Annotated in this window: 11 protein-coding genes; 5 read left to right on the forward strand and 6 right to left on the reverse strand. The window is 65.6% G+C overall.

Features of this window, described 5'->3' with window-relative positions; genetic code table 11:
* Positions 1-534, reverse strand: a complete 534-nt coding sequence (locus J7520_RS10930; protein WP_291187989.1) for a pyridoxamine 5'-phosphate oxidase family protein — start codon at positions 532-534, stop codon at positions 1-3.
* A 421-nt stretch (positions 535-955) separates the two neighbouring features.
* On the opposite strand from J7520_RS10930, the gene J7520_RS10935 reads away from it, so the two are divergent.
* Together J7520_RS10935 and J7520_RS10940 are read left to right on the forward strand one after the other, a co-directional pair.
* Positions 956-1,486, forward strand: coding sequence for a hypothetical protein (locus J7520_RS10935; RefSeq protein ID WP_291187992.1), 531 nt, complete (start codon positions 956-958; stop codon positions 1,484-1,486).
* A gap of 249 nt (positions 1,487-1,735) precedes the next feature.
* The gene (locus J7520_RS10940) at positions 1,736-3,334 is read left to right on the forward strand and encodes a hypothetical protein (protein ID WP_291187995.1); all 1,599 of its coding nucleotides are present in this window, start codon (positions 1,736-1,738) and stop codon (positions 3,332-3,334) included.
* 570 nt (positions 3,335-3,904) lie between these two features.
* Here J7520_RS10940 and J7520_RS10945 read toward each other — a convergent pair.
* The gene (locus J7520_RS10945; protein WP_291187997.1) at positions 3,905-4,087 is read right to left on the reverse strand and encodes a hypothetical protein; all 183 of its coding nucleotides are present in this window, start codon (positions 4,085-4,087) and stop codon (positions 3,905-3,907) included.
* A 250-nt stretch (positions 4,088-4,337) separates the two neighbouring features.
* On the opposite strand from J7520_RS10945, the gene J7520_RS10950 reads away from it, so the two are divergent.
* A complete protein-coding gene (locus tag J7520_RS10950; RefSeq protein ID WP_291188000.1) occupies positions 4,338-5,156 on the forward strand; it encodes a type II toxin-antitoxin system RelE/ParE family toxin in 819 nt (272 codons plus the stop codon).
* Between the two features lie 251 nt (positions 5,157-5,407).
* Here J7520_RS10950 and J7520_RS10955 read toward each other — a convergent pair whose 3' ends face one another.
* The 4 genes from J7520_RS10955 to J7520_RS10970 form a co-directional block, all read right to left on the reverse strand.
* A complete protein-coding gene (locus J7520_RS10955) occupies positions 5,408-7,657 on the reverse strand; it encodes a hypothetical protein (protein WP_291188003.1) in 2,250 nt (749 codons plus the stop codon).
* 728 nt (positions 7,658-8,385) lie between these two features.
* Positions 8,386-9,021, reverse strand: coding sequence for a hypothetical protein (locus J7520_RS10960; protein ID WP_291188006.1), 636 nt, complete (start codon positions 9,019-9,021; stop codon positions 8,386-8,388).
* Positions 9,022-9,143: 122 nt separating this feature from the next.
* Positions 9,144-10,427 (reverse strand): AAA family ATPase, encoded by a 1,284-nt coding sequence (locus J7520_RS10965; RefSeq protein WP_291188009.1) that lies wholly within the window; start codon positions 10,425-10,427, stop codon positions 9,144-9,146.
* A 52-nt stretch (positions 10,428-10,479) separates the two neighbouring features.
* Positions 10,480-14,037: a methylmalonyl-CoA mutase family protein gene (locus tag J7520_RS10970; RefSeq protein ID WP_291188011.1), complete on the reverse strand. Its 3,558-nt coding sequence runs from the start codon at positions 14,035-14,037 to the stop codon at positions 10,480-10,482.
* Between the two features lie 119 nt (positions 14,038-14,156).
* Between J7520_RS10970 and J7520_RS10975 the strand changes: the two genes are divergently transcribed.
* Together J7520_RS10975 and J7520_RS10980 are read left to right on the forward strand one after the other, a co-directional pair.
* Positions 14,157-16,559: a winged helix-turn-helix domain-containing protein gene (locus J7520_RS10975; protein WP_291188014.1), complete on the forward strand. Its 2,403-nt coding sequence runs from the start codon at positions 14,157-14,159 to the stop codon at positions 16,557-16,559.
* Between the two features lie 297 nt (positions 16,560-16,856).
* Complete coding sequence (locus J7520_RS10980) at positions 16,857-18,266, forward strand: choice-of-anchor Q domain-containing protein (RefSeq protein WP_291188017.1); 1,410 nt, start codon at positions 16,857-16,859, stop codon at positions 18,264-18,266.
* The last annotated feature ends 140 nt before the right edge of the window (positions 18,267-18,406 follow it).

Here is an 18,406-nt window from a genome sequence, read left to right on the forward strand (position 1 = left end):
TCAGCGGCTCGTGGTGGTGCGCAGTCCGCTGCGCAGATCGAAATGCTGCTGCGTGCCCAGCGCGGCGGAATCGCCGGTCAGCCTCGCCTTGACGAAGTCGAAGGCGCGGCCGACGGCCGTCGAGGCCGAGGTCCACGCCTCTGCGGTGTCGGCGTCGACGCGCAGCGCGGCCAGGTTCGGATCGTCCTTGCCGGCGGGAAAGAACAGCGCATCGAGCGCGTCGGACCACAACGCCGCGATCTGCGCCCGATCGACCGATACGTGCGCGCGGCCGTCGATCGAAACGTAGGTGCCGTTGCCGGCGTTGACGTAGGCGAGGTTGACGCGAGGGTCCGCCTCGAGTTCGCCGATCTTGCGGCTGTCGAGCGCGGTGAGAAACCACGCGCTGCCGTCGAAGGGCTTCTCGCGCACGGCGAGCGGCCGGCTCACCAGCCGGCCTTCGGCGTTGCGCGTGGTGAACATGACGACCTCGGTGCCTTCGATGAGCGCGGCGACTTCGGCGATGGCGGTGTGGACGGCTTGGTCGTTGTGCATGGCGGGCTCCCAGTGCGGTTGGGCCAAGCTAGCAATGCGGGGAGGAGCGGTGTCTGAACGAGTGGCGCGGGAACGGTGCGGCGCCGGCAGTTCTACGGCCTCCACGGCGTCCGCCGCGCCATCGAAGCTGCGCGATCGCCGCGGCATGGAAGCCATGCATCGTCGATGACTCTCGACGCTTGCCGGCACGGGTATCCGGCGTGCCCGTCGGGAACTCAGCGAGTGAACTCGACCTTGGTCTTCGCCGCCGCAGGGTGATGATGGCCGAAAACGGCGAGCCCGGTGATCGAGCCGGCGATAGCATCGGCGGACGCTGCCGCGCGCACCACTCGCTCCGCCGCAACCCACTGTCCCGCCATCACGCGCACGGTCGTGCATCGGGCGCATTTGCCTTCGGGCGTCCATTCCAAAGGAGTCGACCTTGTTCAGAGGATTTCTTGCATCGGTGCTGCTGGGCGCCCTCAACCACGCCGTCGCCGCCCCTGCCGTCGCGCCGCCCGCGCCTCCCGGCTGCGCCAACGCCCCGGAATACCATCAACTGGATTTCTGGATCGGAGACTGGGATACCTTCGAGAGCGATGCCCCGAACGGTCCGTCCATCGCACGTGCGCGCGTCGAGCCCATCGCCCAGGGCTGTGCCCTCCACGAACTCTACGAGCAGACCGACGGGCTCATCGGCGACAGCATCCTGAGCTACGACCCCGTGCGCAAACACTGGCAGCAGACCTGGGTGACCAATCGCGGCTCGATCATGGTGCTGGTGGGCAACTTCAAGGACGGCGCGCTGGTTCTCGAAGGTGAGGCACACATGCAGAACGGCACGACGGTCCTCCAGCGCATCACCTGGAAAGCCCAGGACAAGGGCGTGCGCGAGTACGCGGTGATGTCCAAGGACGGCGGCAAGACGTGGACGCCGGCGTTCGATGTGCTGTTCGTGAAGCGCAAGGGTTAGGGAACGCGGTCAGGTTCACGTTCGATGGTTTTCGTGTGTTGCATCGAGCCGATTTCGGACTCCGGGATCGGCGTTTGTCATTACTACTCGCGCACGACTGACGATCAGTCGAGCTGCGCATACCTCTACGATAGGCGAGACGATCCGTTGCCGTCACGTCGGAAATGCTAGAGTCACGGCGACACGGCACGAACACGACGGATGCGCGACGTCGGAGGGCCTGATTCCGATCCACACTGGGGAGTGGCGATGCATTCGTTGATCAGAATCATCTTGGCGACAGCCGGCATCGCCCTGTTGATCGTGGGATCTATCCTCGGGTATGACCGCTGGCACATGGAGCGTCTAGCCGAAGCCACGCGCCAGCAAGCGGCGCAAAGCCATGCCAAGGCCGAAGCGATACGCACGGATCGTAGCGCGCGCATTGCGGCGCTGCGTGCCGCCGACAAGGTTGTCGATCCACTCAAGCGCTGCGTCGAATTTCCCGACGTGCCGCCGTTGCACTGGAACCCGGCGTTCATCGCCGAACGCTGCCGCCTGACGGCGCTCGACATCATCACGGTCGATCAGATCGACGCGAAGCTCGCCGCTGGTGACAGCGCAGGCGTCGACGCCATCTTCCAGGACTACGCGACACAGGACGCGTCAGATCCGAAACGGCGCGGCATCCTGTTCCGCGCATTCGAGCAGCGCTTCGAGAGCAGCAATCCGGCGATCGGGAGCGTCATCGAACGTTGGGTGAAGGCCTCGCCGCACAGCGTGTATGCACTCGCTGCGCGCGGCGTGTTCCGCATGCGCACTGCCGCCGAGGCCCGTGGCACCGAGTACGCTGCAGACACGCCACAGGAAAACTTCGACACGATGGAGCGGCTCATGGCAGGTGCCGTGAGCGACCTGAAGGCGTCGCTGGCGATCAAGGCGGACTTCGTCGTGCCGGCGACCTACCTGATTCCCGCCACAGCACGTACGGGTGGCGGCCGGGCGGAAATCGCGGAACTGGGCCGCAAGGCGATCGCGATCGCTCCCGACGAGTATCGCGCCTATATCTTCTGGGCAAAGGAAGCCTCTCCGCTGTGGGGCGGTTCGAATGAGGAGCTCGAGGAAATCGCGAACGCGGCCAAGGCACGCGAAGGCAGCAACCCGCTGATGTCGCTCGTTGCGGCGCGCGTACGCTACTTCAATGCGCTCGCCACCCGACGTGAGCTGTCGCGCGACGATACCCTAGAGATCCTCGCCATCGCGCCCGATAACTTCGCGCTGGACAACCTGGGCCGCCTCGCGCAAACGGACGCTCCCCTCATTACTCCGCTGGTGCGCTTCGAGCCGACCGTCGAGAACTACATGCGCGCCGCGCTCACGCTGCAATTTGCAGGGGAACCGGAGTGGTCCCGGGAATACGTGATGCGTGCCGCCGATCTCGGCTCGCCGACGACACCGGACCTCGAGAAGTATGCGCAGGCTCTGGCCGCCTCGAACCGGTTCGAGGCCGCGGCGGCTCTGAACGAGAAGATGATCGAGGTCAATCCGCGCAATGCCAAAGCGATGGCGGCATTGGTCGGCCTCTACCAGGAACACCTCAAGCGTCACGATGATGCCGTCGCGATGGCGCGCCGCCTGCTCGACGCGTACCCCGACTCCGGCGACGCCTGGAGTACGTTCGCGTACACACAGAAGGGGACCGACACCGCGGAATACTGCAAGGCTATGACGCGCGCCTACCGTGACAAGCCCGAATTCAAGTGGGACTACGACCATACGTGCACGCCAAACGAGGACGCTGTGCCGGCGCGGATGCCGAACGGGTCTATCCGGCGCGGCCAGCGCCCCGACGGTACGCAATCGGGTTAGTAGCACGTCGCCCCAGCGAATCAACAATGACTGACGATCCAGCTCGATTCGAATAGTCGAGTTGCGCCTACCTATGCGGAGATGGGCGCTTCGCCAGCCGAACGCGCCGCTGCTTAACAATCGCTGCCAAGGAAAGCACTATCGGACGACGATCTCCAAGTCTTCCACTCGTATCTGCAACAGCAACACGCGCGGGGCCGCGCCGACTTCCGCGTCATGGTCGAAGCCAGGACCCGACGCTTCCCAGGCACCCGTCCACTCATCGGCCGCGCACGGAGGCCACCTCCGGGCAAGCGAACCCGTCTCCGACTTCCGGCGCGCTCGCTGCTACCCGACCGGGACTAGCGTTGCGCCGGACGATCGTTCCATCGCGACCGCCGCTGCCAGGGGAACGACGCGATGCCGCGGATGCGGCAGACGGTCGTCGAAGGAGACGTCGGGCTGGCGGTGTGACGGCGAAGCGGGGCCGACAAACCGAAACGCAGTCAGGCTCACTTCGGCTGAATCGGCCGAACGAGCTTCGGGTGGATTCCCGACGCGAGAATCGCCCTTCGCCGCTGACGCGAAGTCTCATTCGACGGCTACGCTCGCCGCGTGGCGCATCGGCCTCGACTCGACATTCTCCGTATCGCACAGCGTGTCGTCCGGAGCGGTGACAACTACCCGCTGCCGTGCGTCGTCGATGACAGCGATCGGCGATGCGGTATGCGTGGGCTGAGCGAGGCCCTGCTCGACGCCGACATTGCGCTGCACGCCTGTGTACTGACGGACAATGATGCCCGCACGTCTTGCTCATCGGGCCTTGCAACGATCTCTCGGTCAATAAGTAGATCTGATCCCGTTTGGAACTCCGGCCGCGTTTTCGCGTCCGACCCACGGCCTGTCTGCGTGCACCGCGACGTCGAGCCCGATCCCGTTTCCTGCGCGCTACGATGCCCGCCCCCAAGCCCGCACACTGTAGAAGCACCATGAAGGCCCGCCACGTGCATCCCTCGCCGACGACATGAGCGGTACGTCGCGCCAGGCCATCGAAGGGCCTCACGATCGAACCGAGCGCGTGCACCGCTGGACGGCCGTGCTGGCGACGGTTCTACTGCATACACTGCTCGTGCTGTTGGTGACCCAGCCTCCCACCCCGATGACGATGTCCGCGCCACAGGGCAGCCCGGGCGGCAGCCGGATGGACGTGACGCTCCTCGACGAGGCGCACCCGTCGCCGCCGCACGATCCCGCGCTGACAGTTCGCCAGCCGGTACCCGTCCAGCGGCCCAAGGCACCGCGCGCGATCCAGCGCCCGCCGTCCATGCCGGTCATGCAGGGCGCCGTCCCCATGCCGCCTGAAGCGGCCGACACCTCGACCGCACCCCCTACTCCCGCGCCCGCGCCGCCTGAGCCCCGGCGCGACACCGCCGAGGTCGGCTTCCCTATGCGCACGCGCCCCAGTGACGCCGACCAGGCGAATGCGGCGCTGGCCGCCAAGCTCGGCAGTAGCCGCAGGCAGAGCGACAACAACGAGCGCCCGGTCGGACCCAACGTGGGCGTGGACGGCTTCGAGGTGTACTACGACCTGGCCGACGAAACCCGTCTGCGCGCCTGGCGCGACCAGGGGATGACCGAACTCTTTCTTCCGATGCCCGGCACGCGGCGCCTCATGGTCTGCCCGCTGGAAGTGGCGCTGCGACGCGGCTCCGGCGCGTGCCGCATGGTCGAAATGGATTCCCCGGAACTCAAGACCATCGGCGACGCGCGCGAGGTCATCCGCATACAGCGCGTCTATCAGCGGGGTTCCGTGGTCTGGAGCGGGCCGGGGCCGTATCGGTAAGCCACGGATCGGCCGACAGCGTCGGGCAGATTCCCGGCGCAAGATCGGCCCTCGCGACGCCACATCCGCCGCGCGCCCTCATCCCGGTCTCGAAATATGCCGCCCCCTCACGGAAGAGCCTGATGCGCGCAGCGCGGCGAATGAGGGAAAGCGGAGCGCAACGCCGCGAGCACCTCGCCGACGCTGCGTCATTCCCCCACCCTCCACTTCCGCAAGCGGCAACGTGGAAGGCCGCCGCGTCGGACCTCGCCTTACTGCGCTTCGAACCCGCTCTTGAAAATGCGATCGTTGCCGACGACGGCGACCGCGTTCGAATATTCCGACGTGTCGTTCGCGGTGCAGGCGGCGAGGATGATGCCGTTGTTGCCCGCGAAGCACTTGAGCATCGCTTGCCATCCGCTGCCGCCGGCGGGCGTGTCGGTCAGCGGCGTGACGTCGGTCGCGGTCATGACGATGCGCTTTCCCGGCGCGACGCCGCCGAAGGTCGCGGTGCAGCGCCCTCCCGCGCACGCCGCGCTGTTCGCGGGCAAGCCGGCCGCGGTCGTCGTCACGAGCTGCTCGCCGAGGAACGCCATCGACGTCGCCGCGGTCGTCGCCACTGCGTCGACGGCGAAGAATTCCATGCGGAAATCGGCCACGCCGTGGGTGCTGATCGTCCACTGCAAGGTCATGCCGCCGTTGCTCGTCGGCGGCGTCGAGCCGGCGCACACGCCAGATACTTCGGTGCCGGCGCAGATCTGCGCGGGCGCCTGGTCGCGGTTGGCGTAGTTCGCCGGGATTTCCGAATGCGGGCCGTCGGCGGCGTTCTCCGGATGCTCCAGGTCGATGTCGATGCCGGCCAGCGCCTTCGCGTTGCCGAACACGCGGTTGCGCTGGAACAGGTTACTCCAGCCGTTCTGGTCGCCGCCGCCGTTGCGCAGCTTGATGCCGTTGCGCTTGTTCGCGGCGATCGTGTTCGCGTCGGACGCCGCGGGACCGCCGATCGTGGTCGCGCTGGCGGCATTGATGTGGACGCCGTCGACGCCGTTGCCGAGCGCCATGTTGCCGGCGAACGCGGGGCTGACGCCGATCGAGTTGCCGACGATGTGCGTGCTCGCGGTCGAGCTGCCCCTGACGACGACGCCGTGGCGCGCGTTCGCGGCGACGACGTTGCTGCTGATCGAATTGCCCGTCGCGGTCACGATGATGCCGTCGCCGGCATTGCCGTACGCGGTCGAGTTCAGCGGCGTGCCGGACGGGAACTCGGCAAGGCCGATGGTGTTGTAGAGCACCTTCACGCCGTTGCTCGATCCGGTGATGACGACGCCGGCGCTGTCGTCGCCGAGCGTGTCGGGGAACGCATTGTTGTTCGCGCCGTCGTTGTCGGAGATCACGTTGGCCGGGCCGATCACCAGCGCCGTGCTGCTCGGATTGAAGCTCGTCGGATCGGTGTCGGGCTTGGTGTCGGCGACGATGCCGCTCAATGCGTTGCCGATGTGCACGCCCTGCAGCGTCGCGCTGAGGCCGATGCGGTTGCCCATGATGAAGTTCGGCAGGAACACGCTTCCGGCATCGACGCGGATGCCGTTGGCGCCGTTGCCGCTGATGACGTTGCCCGGGCCGATGAGGTTGCCGAAGGTGCTGCCGACCAGGTGCACGCCGTCGGCGCCATTGGGGATCGCGAGGTTGCCGCTGACATCGGTGCCGATCATGTTGCCGCTGACGGTGACGGCGGCGAGGTTCTCGCTGAAGATCTCGATGCCGTTCTGTCCGTTGCCCGAGATCACGTTGTTGCTGATGACGACCGGGTGCAGCGACGCCAGCGCGGTCGCGAGATTGTTCGAGAACGCGTTGATGCCGGAGGCGTCGACCGGCTGCACCGGGAATTGCTGGTACAGGTTCAACAGGAAGTTCGTGCTCGTGTCCGGGTAGACGTGCGATGCCGACACGGAGATGCCGGAGCCGCTGTTCGGCATCGCCGCCACGCCGGCGGCGTTGACGCCGATGAAGTTGCCGCTGAACACGTAGTCGTGGCCGTTCGCGCTGATGCCGGCGCCGTTGCAGTTGCCGATCACGAGATTCAGCAGCTTCGAGCCGCTCGCGCCGTCGGCGTGACCGATCGCGGCCGTGCCCGAATCGATGAGGTCGAAGCAGCCGCGGCCGTTGCCGTCGATCGTCGCGTGGTTGCCATTGACGATGAACGGCGCGCGCATCTGCGTGAGGCTGCCGTTGACGATCGTGATCACCGGCACGCCGATGTTGATCGTGTGGCTGCCCGAGCGCGTGTTGCCGATCGCGATCGCGGCGCGCAGGGTGCAGTGCGAGGTGTCGCCGAGCGCGGCGCAGTGGTCGGTGATGGCCGGGTCCTGGCCCGCATCGGTGCCGACGTTGACGGTGTAGACGTCGGCCGAGGCGGACGTCGCCGCCGCGTACAGCGCGAGCGCTGCCAGCCAGTGCACGCGACCGAACGGCGGTGCCGAGGCACGGTGATGGCGTTCGCGCGCGATTCGCATCGATCTCATGGTGTGTGTCCCTTTTCTTGCGGGTAGTGAACGCTTCCCGGGCGCGAGCCCGGTTCCGTCAGGGCGCTCCTCCAAGCAGCCTCCTGTCGGGATCACCAATCGATACGATAAAGAGCCCCGAGTAGGGACAAGGAGTCGGCCAGGTTCGGCCAGCTGTCGTTGCCGGCTCGAAGGGAGAAACGGGGATCAGTCGAATTCCCGAGAATTCCCACGTGGACGTTCACGAGTCGCGATAGCGGGCCGGATCATCGTGCGCGATTCCGGCATTCGGTGCAGGACGTCAGCACGACCCGCAAGCCTCGATTCGATCTTCCGGCGTCGCCCGATACGTGGTCCAGCGCGGCAATGGTGGTGGACCCGCGCGACTATCCGTGGCCAAGCCATCGGCACAACGCGTTCGGCGAGCACGATCCGCTCATTCGTCCGCACCCGACCTATCGCGAACTCGCCATCGAACGGATCAGCGCTGCGCCCGTTATCGGGCGTTCGTCATGGAGGAGATCGCCCTGAGGAAACCGACGCCATCCGCTCACACCTGCAGCGCCAGCATGTCTACGGTCCCGATCGCTTCCGCCGCGCCATCGAGGCGCAACTGGGCCGGACAGTCGGCCCACGCAAGATCGAACGTCCATGCAAGTCGCCGTCGCCACCGGAAGCCATTGCAGATCGTGAAAGTCGACTCTGACCCCGGTTTTCCCTATATATGCGAATCTGACAACGCTCTAAATTCACCAAACCCCGGGATATGCATTATTCATAGCGCTGCGCAGCCTTTCAACAAAAATTGCATCATTAGAAAGAGACGAGAAAGGATGTATCTCGCGGCCACGCAACGAATACGCCCATTCAACTAACTCAGGATATCCCGAATCCAATGTTGCCTGAATAAATCCTTCAACGTCTTCCTCAAGCTGTTCGCTAGAGAAAAAAATCTGAGCTGACCTCTTAAGATTCCTATATGCCCTCTGTCGCTCACCAAGAATTACCTCATAAGATAACCTTGAATTACCCTCACTAACCGTCGCTGCGGCTCGCATATAAGCAATAGTACCGACCTCAGAAATCGGAACTAAATACCCAGTCTCAGGAGAAAAATCAAAGAAGTCCCAAATCCTATCTATTGCTGGATCTAACATCATAGGCCACCCATCATCCATGACCGGGAATACAGAATTCTTTAATCTATTACAAGGCTGACATATCCAAAGAAAATTTCCCCAATCGAAAACATTGGCTCGCCATTCAGGCTTACCTTTTGGTCGGAAGTGTTCTATATCGCAAGCCTCAGAGTCGCCACAGTACATACAGCGATTCCGAATCCCAGCCATAGATCTGAGCGCAAAAACAACTCCATTCGTGGCCATGGTTTGCCTTCTCGCAGACCAATGATGAACCGCACTTAGGGCATGATCACGATCTAAAGCAGCCTGCTGCCTAGCAAGCCAACTTGACGCAGCTCTTCCTAGAGCGATGCGATTAATAGGCCTCATTCTTCTTCATCTACAACGAACAATGAAAGCTGTTCAAATTTCTTCTTTTCCGACGCGTTTAGAACATCTCTTTTGCTTTTAATATTCAATTCGCTCCACTCTTTACGTGCAGCAACAGCACGAGGCGAGCGCGTATGCACCATCCCGAATGCAGACGACAAAAGAACTTGATCGACCGTCCCAGAAACCACCTTTCTCCACTCATCAACACCAATTCGCGCATCTCCGGAAGGCCCATCCTTGTCCAGGATAAATATCCCGCGCTCATCAGCTGATTGACAAACAAAAGCACTATGCGATGAAACAATGAATTGTATATTAGGAAAATGACTCTTCAACCAGAACCCAATGTCTCTTTGCCATGCGGGATGAAGATGCGCGTCAACCTCGTCGATCAAAACAACCCCATAATGCGGGATATAGACCTTATCCCCCTCTCTTGCAATAAGAGGCTGATCGGGATATGCCAGAGTTAAATGCCTAACAATATCTATGAGTAATGCTAGAGACGATCTATAACCATCACTCATATCTGCCAGAACAAGGGAGACACCCTCTGAATTCTTCAGCCACAAGCCGTCAGAATTTACCTTATCAACTCGCAAGCCGTGACGAAGAAAATCCGCATTCAATAACTCCATAACGTCAGCAAGAACTTCGGTTTCTTTGTGGCGCTTTTCTAAAACCTTGAATTGCAGCTCTTGAAGCCAATTCTGACTCTCAACGAGAGTTGCATCTTCCTTAAATAGTGTCGCAAACCTTGGAGGCTTTCCGGGCGATGACATGAGTCGCATTGCATCGGGAGAGGTACCATAGAGCCTTCTGAATGGCCCATATGCTGCAGCAAACCATACACTCTGCCCCGTCGACCATGGACCGTTAATTGCGGACCTCTTCCCTTGCACATACGCACGACCTGGTGAGACAACAACGTCGCCACCCTTTCGCTCCAAATGCAGCTCGGCATAAAAGGGACCAACGGGTCTACGCCCTGTTTCGAAAGAGTCCGATTCACTTGCCTTAATTTGTACGGCGATTGTCGCCTCGTCTGCACCGTCAGCTATCCATCCAGCGAAGGATGGCTGAAGAGCACGAGCGATTTCTGGCCCAACCAATGCGAGAGTAATCGCCTTCAAGACCGTAGTCTTTCCCGAACCATTGCCTCCAGTAAGGACATTCCAGCCCGAATATTGGGGGCCAGCAGCTGTCTCTCTCGAGAACCTTACGTCAAGATGATTAAATCCTTTTATATTCTCAAGAATAACTTTATGAATATACATAACCTTCCAGGCTCGAGATATATGGAGATATATGCTTTTCTCTTTAGAAAACCTACATATTCCGCCGATACTCCCCACCCACGTCATACAACGCATGGCTAATCTGCCCCAACGAATGCGTCTTCACCGCCTCCATCAACGCCGCAAACACATTCTGCCGATTCCGCGCCGTATCCTGCAGATAGCGCAACCCATGCCCATCATGCGCGCCAACATCAGCTTCGTCGACGTCCGTACCGTGCTCGCGTGAAGTCTCCCCGGCCGGCGCAAGACGATTTCGATTGGCCTGATACGCCCGCACATTCTCGATCTGCTGCCCCTTCTCCTCCTCGGTCGAGCGGATAAGCTCGATCTCGGTGACGACTTCGCCGCCGTGCTCCTTCGGCAGGAACGTATTGACGCCGATCAGCGGCAGGCTGCCGTCGTGCTTCTTGTGTTCGTAGTAGAGGCTCTCTTCCTGGATCTTGCCGCGCTGGTACATGGTGTCCATCGCGCCGAGCACGCCACCGCGCTCGCTGATCGCCTCGAATTCCTTGTAGACGGCTTCCTCGACGATGTCGGTGAGCTTGTCGACGATGAAGCTGCCCTGCCAGGGGTTCTCGTTGAAGTTGAGGCCGAGTTCCTTGTTGATGATCATCTGGATCGCGACGGCGCGGCGCACGCTTTCCTCGGTCGGCGTGGTGATGGCTTCGTCGTAGGCGTTGGTGTGCAGCGAGTTGCAGTTGTCGAACAGCGCGTACAGCGCCTGCAGCGTCGTGCGGATGTCGTTGAACTGGATCTCCTGCGCGTGCAGCGATCGACCGCTGGTCTGGATGTGGTACTTCATCATCTGGCTGCGCTCGTTGGCGCCGTAGCGCTCGCGCATGGCGCGCGCCCAGATGCGGCGGGCGACGCGGCCGATGACGGTGTATTCCGGGTCCATGCCGTTGGAGAAGAAGAACGACAGGTTCGGCGCGAAGTCGTCGATGCGCATTCCGCGCGCCAGGTAGTACTCGACGATGGTCAGGCCGTTGGACAGCGTGAAGGCGAGCTGGCTGATCGGGTTCGCGCCGGCCTCGGCGATGTGGTAGCCGGAGATCGACACCGAATAGAAGTTGCGCACCTTGCGGTCGACGAAGTACTGCTGGATGTCGCCCATCATGCGCAGCGCGAACTCGGTGCTGAAGATGCAGGTGTTCTGCGCCTGGTCTTCCTTGAGGATGTCGGCCTGCACGGTGCCGCGCACGGTGGAGAGCGTGGCGGCCTTGATCTTCTCGTAGGTGTCGGCGTCGACGACCTGGTTGCCGGTGACGCCGAGCAGGCCGAGGCCGAGGCCGTTGTTGGTCGCCGGCAGGTCGCCGTGGTAGCGCGGACGGCTTTGCTGATCAAGGCCGCGCCCTTCGAACAGCTTGGCGATCTTCTTCTCGGCTTCCGCCCAGCGCGCGGGATCTTCCTTCAGGTACTTCTCGACCTGCTGGTCGATCGCGGTGTTCATGAACATCGCGAGGATGATCGGCGCGGGGCCGTTGATCGTCATCGACACCGAGGTGGTCGGCGCGCAGAGGTCAAAGCCCGAGTACAGCTTCTTCATGTCGTCCAGCGTCGGAATGTTGACGCCGGAGTTGCCGATCTTGCCGTAGATGTCCGGGCGCGGCGCCGGGTCTTCGCCGTAGAGCGTGACGGAATCGAACGCGGTGGACAGGCGCGCGGCGGGCAGACCCTGGCTCAGGTAGTGGAAGCGGCGGTTGGTGCGCTCGGGCGTGCCTTCGCCGGCGAACATGCGGATCGGGTCCTCGCCGGTGCGGCGGTACGGATAGACGCCGCCGGTGTAGGGGTAGTAGCCGGGCAGGTTTTCCTTCTGCAGGAAGACCAGCAGCTCGCCCCAGCTCTTGTAGGTCGGCGCGGCGATCTTCGGAATCTTCTGGTGCGAGAGCGATTCGCGGTAGTTCTCCACGCGGATCGCCTTGCCGCGGACTTCGTATTCGTTGACCTCGTCGGTGATCGACTTCAGGCGCGCCGGCCATTCGCGCAGCAGGCGCAACGCTTCGGAGTCGAGCGACTGGATGGCGTCGTTGTAGCGTTGACGCAGGGTGAGAAGCGAGCGGTCGTCGCCTTCGGTCAGCGCGGCCACGTCATACAGGTCGAGCGCCTTCGGCAGCTTGGCGTCGTCGAGATCGCGCAGCGACTGCCAGTACGCCTGCGCCCGGTCCGCCACCTCCGCCTGCGACTCGATCCGCGCATTGATCGCCCGCCCGGCTTCCGCGATCTCGGCGAGATAGCGCACGCGGCTGCCCGGAATCAGCACGGTCGCGCGCGGCTCCTTCAGCGAGGTGTCTAGCTGCGGCTGCCAGTCGACGTGCGCGGTGCCGGCCAGCGAGAGCTTCTCGCGCAGCAGGCGGCACAGGTTGGTGAACATCCAGGTCACGCCCGGATCGTTGAACTGGCTGGCGATGGACGGATAGACCGGCAGGTCCTCGTCCTTCAGCTTGAACGCGACGCGGTTGCGCTTCCACTGCTTGCGCACGTCGCGCAGCGCGTCCTCGGCACCGCGCTTGTCGAACTTGTTCAAGACGACCAGCTCGGCGAAGTCGAGCATGTCGATCTTCTCGAGCTGGCTGGCCGCGCCGTAGTCGCTGGTCATCACGTACATCGGGAAGTCGACCAGGTCGACGATCTCCGAATCGCTCTGGCCGATGCCGGCGGTCTCGACGATGACGAGGTCGTAGCCCTGCCCCTTCAGGAACGCGATGCAGTCCTTCAGCACCACGCTGGTGGCGGCGTGCTGGCGGCGCGTGGCCATCGAGCGCATGAACACGCGATGGCTGCGCAAGCTGTTCATGCGGATGCGGTCGCCGAGCAGCGCGCCGCCGGAGCGGCGGCGGGTCGGGTCGACGGCGAGCACGGCGATGCGCATCTGCGGGAAGGCGTGCAGGAAGCGCAGCAGCAGTTCGTCGACGACCGAGGACTTGCCGGCGCCGCCGGTGCCGGTGATGCCGACCACCGGCGTCTTGCCGCCGGCGAGCTGCCATTCCTTGCGCAGGCGTTCGAGCGTGTGCTCGTCGTGGGCGCCCTCCTCGATCGCGGTCAGCGCGTGGCCGACGGCGATCTCGTCGTCGATCGCGACCTTGGCCGGCGGCACTTCGCTGCGCAGTTCGCCGGCCGAGTGCGCGTCGGATGCGGCGCGCGCGCGCTTGACCACGTCCTCGATCATCTCGACCAGGCCCATCTTCATGCCGTCGTTGGGGTGGTAGATGCGCTCGACGCCATAGGCCTCGAGTTCGCGGATCTCCTCCGGCGTGATGGTGCCGCCGCCGCCGCCGAACACGCGGATGTGGCCGGCGCCGCGTTCTTTCAGCATGTCGACCATGTACTTGAAGTACTCGACGTGGCCGCCCTGGTAGGAGGACAGCGCGATCGCGTCGGCGTCTTCCTGCAGCGCCGCGCGCACCACGTCCTCGACCGAGCGGTTGTGGCCGAGGTGGATCACCTCCGCGCCCTGCGCCTGGATCAGGCGGCGCATGATGTTGATGGCGGCGTCGTGGCCGTCGAACAGGCTGGCGGCGGTGACGAAGCGCAGCGGCTTCTGTTCGGCGGCGCTTTCGGGGGCGACGTGCTTGGCGGGTGTACTCATGGCGCGCGATCCGGCTTGCTGAAAACAGAGGCCTATTCTACGCGGCGGGCGGCGCCTGCCGCGCGCGCGGCGCAACCGTTACGATTCCGCTTCTTTCGGCACCGGAAATCCCCCGCCCCGTGGCATCCCGCGCCCCGACGCCGCGCGCGTACCGCTTCGGCGTGTACCGCATCGACGAGTACCTCATCCATCCCGCCGCGCGCGAGCTGCGGCGCGACGGCGAGCTGCTGTCGCTGCCGCGACGCGTGTTCGACGGCCTGGCCTACCTGGTCGAGCAGCGCGAACGCGCGGTCGGCCACGACGAGCTGATCGCCGCGCTGTGGGGCCGCGTCGACGTCGCCAACGCGCAGCTCAGCCAGCTGATCATGCAGGTACGCCGCGCCGTCGGCGACGACAGCCAGGCGCAGCACAGCGTGCGCACGATCGCCGGCTTCGGCTATCGCTGGGTGGTGCCGACCGAGGCGATCGACACGGACGAGGCGCCGGCGGAAGCGCCGTCCGCTGCGCCGGCCGCCGAGGCAGCGACCGTCGAGGCCAACGCCGCGCGATCGACCGACCAAGCCACGCCGCCCCGCGCACACCGCCGCATAGGCGCGATCCTGCTGACCGCTTTGGTATTCGCCGTCCTGCTCACCGCAGGCTGGCGCCTGTTCGCGCCACGGCCGCTGGCGAACGCCTCGGGCGAAGCCGTCATCGTGCTGCCGTTCGAGGTCGACGCGCCGGAGGAAGTGGATGCCAGCTGGGCGCGGCTCGGCGTGATGGATCAGGTCGCCGGCCGCCTGCGCCGCGCCGGCCTGCCGGTGCCGCCGAGCGACGCGGTGGTCGCCGCGGTGCACGCCAGCGCCGCGCTGCCGGAAGCCGAACGCGAGGCCGCGCTGCGCCGCACGCTCGGCGCCGGCCTGCTCGTGCACGGCGTCGCCACGCACGCGAAGGACGGCTGGACCGTCGAGCTGAGCGCGGACGCGGCCGACGACGCACGCCGGCGCGTCGAGTCCGGCCGCTACGAACTGGTCGACTCCGCGCGGCGCGCCTCCGACCTGCTGCTCACCGCGCTCGGCCGGCACGCCGCCGACGAGGCGGCCACCGATACGCCGCTGGAGGAACGCCTGCAGCGCGCCCGCGCCGCCCTGCTGGCGAACCAGCTCGACGCCGGACGCGCGGCCATCGAAAGCGCGCCCGACGCGATGCGCGAGGCGCCGGAACTGCGCTACGAACTCGCGCGTGTCGAGTTCCACGCCGGCCAGCTCGACCGCGCCGAGGCGATCGTGGAGCGCGTGCTGGCCGACCCGGCCGCCGCCGCGCTGCCGCAACTGCGCGCGCGGGCGCTGCGCATGCGCGGCTGGATCGCGATCGGCAAGGACCGCGGCTGGGCCGCGGCGGCGCCGTCGTTCGACGCCTCCGTGCATGCGCTGGACGGCGTGCGCGCGCCGGGCGCGCTCGGCATGGCCCTGGCCGAGCGCGGCGTCGCGCACGTGATGCTGCGCCAGCTCGACGCGGCCGCGCTGGACTTCGGCCAGGCGCGCGCGCAGCTGGAGATCGCCGGCGACCGCCACACGCTCGGCGAGATGAACAACTACCTCGGCCACCTGGAACTGGCGCGCCTTCGCGTCGGCGAGGCGTTGCCCTACTTCCGCACCGCCGCCGAGATCGCCGAGTCGTTCGGCTCGATCGACTCGCTGCGCTACAACCTCACCGCGCTGCTGCAGTCGCAGATGCGTCTGCTGCAATGGCCCGACGCGCTGGCCACCGGCGAGCGGCTGTGGGCGCTGCGCGAACGGCTGGAGAACACCGGGCTGCGCGCGGCCAGCGAGGGTTACTACGCGATGGCGCTGATTGGCAACGGCCGGTTGGCCGAAGCCGAGCGCGTGCTGGCGCCGTACCCGGCCGATGCGCAGCCCGACTTCGCCCCCGAATACCTGCGCTACGCCCTGCTCGCGCGCGCCGAGCTGGCGGCGCGGCGCGGCCAGTCCCGCGAATCGCTGGCGGCGGCCAGCCGTGCGCTCGAAGTCTGGCCGCCGGAGTCGAACGCCGAGGCCGAGGAGCGCGCCCGCGCCGCGCTGCTGCGCCAGCGTGCCTCGATCGCCGTCGGCGAACCGGCCGAGGCGCGCATCGACGCCCTCGAACCGCGCGGCGATCCCGGCTTCGCCGTGCCCGACCGGGTCGCGCGCGCCGAATGGGCCGCCGCCCACGGCAGTGGCGCGGACGCCGAAGCCCTGCTGCGCGAAGCCGCCGACCTCGCCGAAACGCAGGGCGTACCGGACGGCATCGTGCTGGCGAGCGGCGCCTACGTGCCCTGGCTGCTCGCGCGCCAGCGCACCGCCGACGCGGCCGCGCGCAGCGGACGCGCCGGCGTCTGGGCCGACCGCGACTTCGACAGCGCGCTGCTGCAGGCCGCGGTCTTCCACGCCGGCGGCGAGCCGGAGGCCTGGACGCGCGCCTTGCAGCAGGCGCGGCAACTGGCCGGCGAACGCACGATCCCGGCGGTATTGCTGGAACCGCCGACGGTCGTTGCCAGCCGCTGAAAGGCGCCTCGAAAAACGTCGATGGCCGTCATTCCGCGACGGCGGGCGTGGCGAGCGAATGACGAAGCCGGCCCGAAGGGCGAGCACGCCGTGCGAACAAAGCGAAAGGCCGGTCATCCTTCCCGCTCCTGGGCAAACCCTTTCACATTCGCGGATTTGAAAGGGTTTGCAGACGGATTCGAACGCGTCCGGAACGACTTCCTCACGCGCCGCGACTAGCGTCGGGGGCTGCGGTGCCGGCGGCGCCGCGCCGATGCGCCGGCGGATGTTCCGGCGTCCCTGGAACGGAACCCGCTCATGCTCATCAGCTCCTGCCGACGCCGCTCGCTCGCCGTCGCCCTGGCCGTCGCTCTGCTGCCGGCGGCCGCCGGCGCGGCCACGATCACCGTCACCACCAGCGCCGACGGCTCGGTGCCGGACCAGTGCACTCTGCGCGACGCGATCGCCGCCGCGAACACCAACGCGGCCGTCGCCGGCTGCGCCTCCGGCGACGTCGGCAACGACGAGATCGTGTTCGCGCCCGAGGTCACCGGAACGATCGCCCTGACGAGTGGCCAGCTGACGATCTCCGACAAGGTCATCATCAGCGGCCCCGGCGCCGACGCGTTGACGATCGACGCACAAGGCCAGTCGCGCCTCTTCGACATCGAAGGCGACCAGGAAACCTCCTACGAGACGACGCTTTCCGGCCTGACCCTGACCGGCGGGCGCACCACCGCCGACGGCGAGAACGGCGGCGCGGTACGCAGCATGTCCGCCTTCCATCTGGTCGATTCGGTCGTCAGCGGCAATTCCACGGCGGGAGCGAACGCCGTCGGCGGCGCACTGGCCACGGCCACCACCACCGAGATCCTGCGCAGCCGGATCACGCGCAACTGGACCGAGGGCTACGGCGGACTGGCCGGCGGCGTGATGGTCGTGTTCGGAGCCGCCTCCGTAGTCGACAGCACCATCGCCGGCAACTGGACGCAGGGCGACAAGGCCGGCGGCGGCGGCATCGTCGTGTTCTGGTACTGGTTCGACGCGACCTTCGTCAACAGCACCCTTTCCGACAACGAGACGCGCGGCAACGGCAGCCAGGCCGGCGCCCTCGCCGTCGGCGGCAACGCGTTCCTGATCAACAGCACGGTGTCGGGCAACCGCACGCTCGGCGACAACGCCGAAGGCGGCTTCATCGACGGCGGCGCGATGAGCGTTTCCGGCAACATCACGCTGAGCAACAGCACGGTGGTCGACAACGCCTCGGTCTCGGCCGGCGGCGTCGCGATCGCCATCGCCGCCAATCCCGGCACCGGCCTCATCATGGCCACCAACAGCGTGATCGCCTCGACCGCCGAAGGCGGAGCGGCGCTGTGCAGCAAGCCGCTGGAGGTCGCGGGCAGCACGCACAACATCGCCACCGACGCCAGTTGCGGCAACGATACGTTGATCGGCGGCGTGCCGGTCGCCGCCGCGGCCCTGGCGCTGGCGCCGCTGGCCGACAACGGCGGGCCGACGTGGACGCATGCGCTGCTTCCCGGCAGCGTCGCGATCGACAGCGGCGACGACGACGCCTGCGCCGCGGCGCCGGTCGGCAACCTCGACCAGCGCAGCCATCCGCGCCCGCAGGACGGCAATGGCGACGGCACGGCGGCGTGCGACGTCGGCGCCTACGAGGCGGACGAGTTGGATCGGATCTTCGCCGACGGCTTCGACGCCGCGCTCTGAGTCGCGTGTCCCTCCAGACGGTCGCCTGGAGGGCTTTCGTCCAGGAGATCCGGATCGAACCTGAGGAAAGTCGAAGGGAGGACGCGCAGCGGTTCCGCTGCGCACTCTTCGATCACTCGCTGCGCGAATGGCCGCTTCGG

This window comes from Dokdonella sp. (assembly GCF_017744955.1).
Classification (GTDB): domain Bacteria; phylum Pseudomonadota; class Gammaproteobacteria; order Xanthomonadales; family Rhodanobacteraceae; genus Dokdonella_A.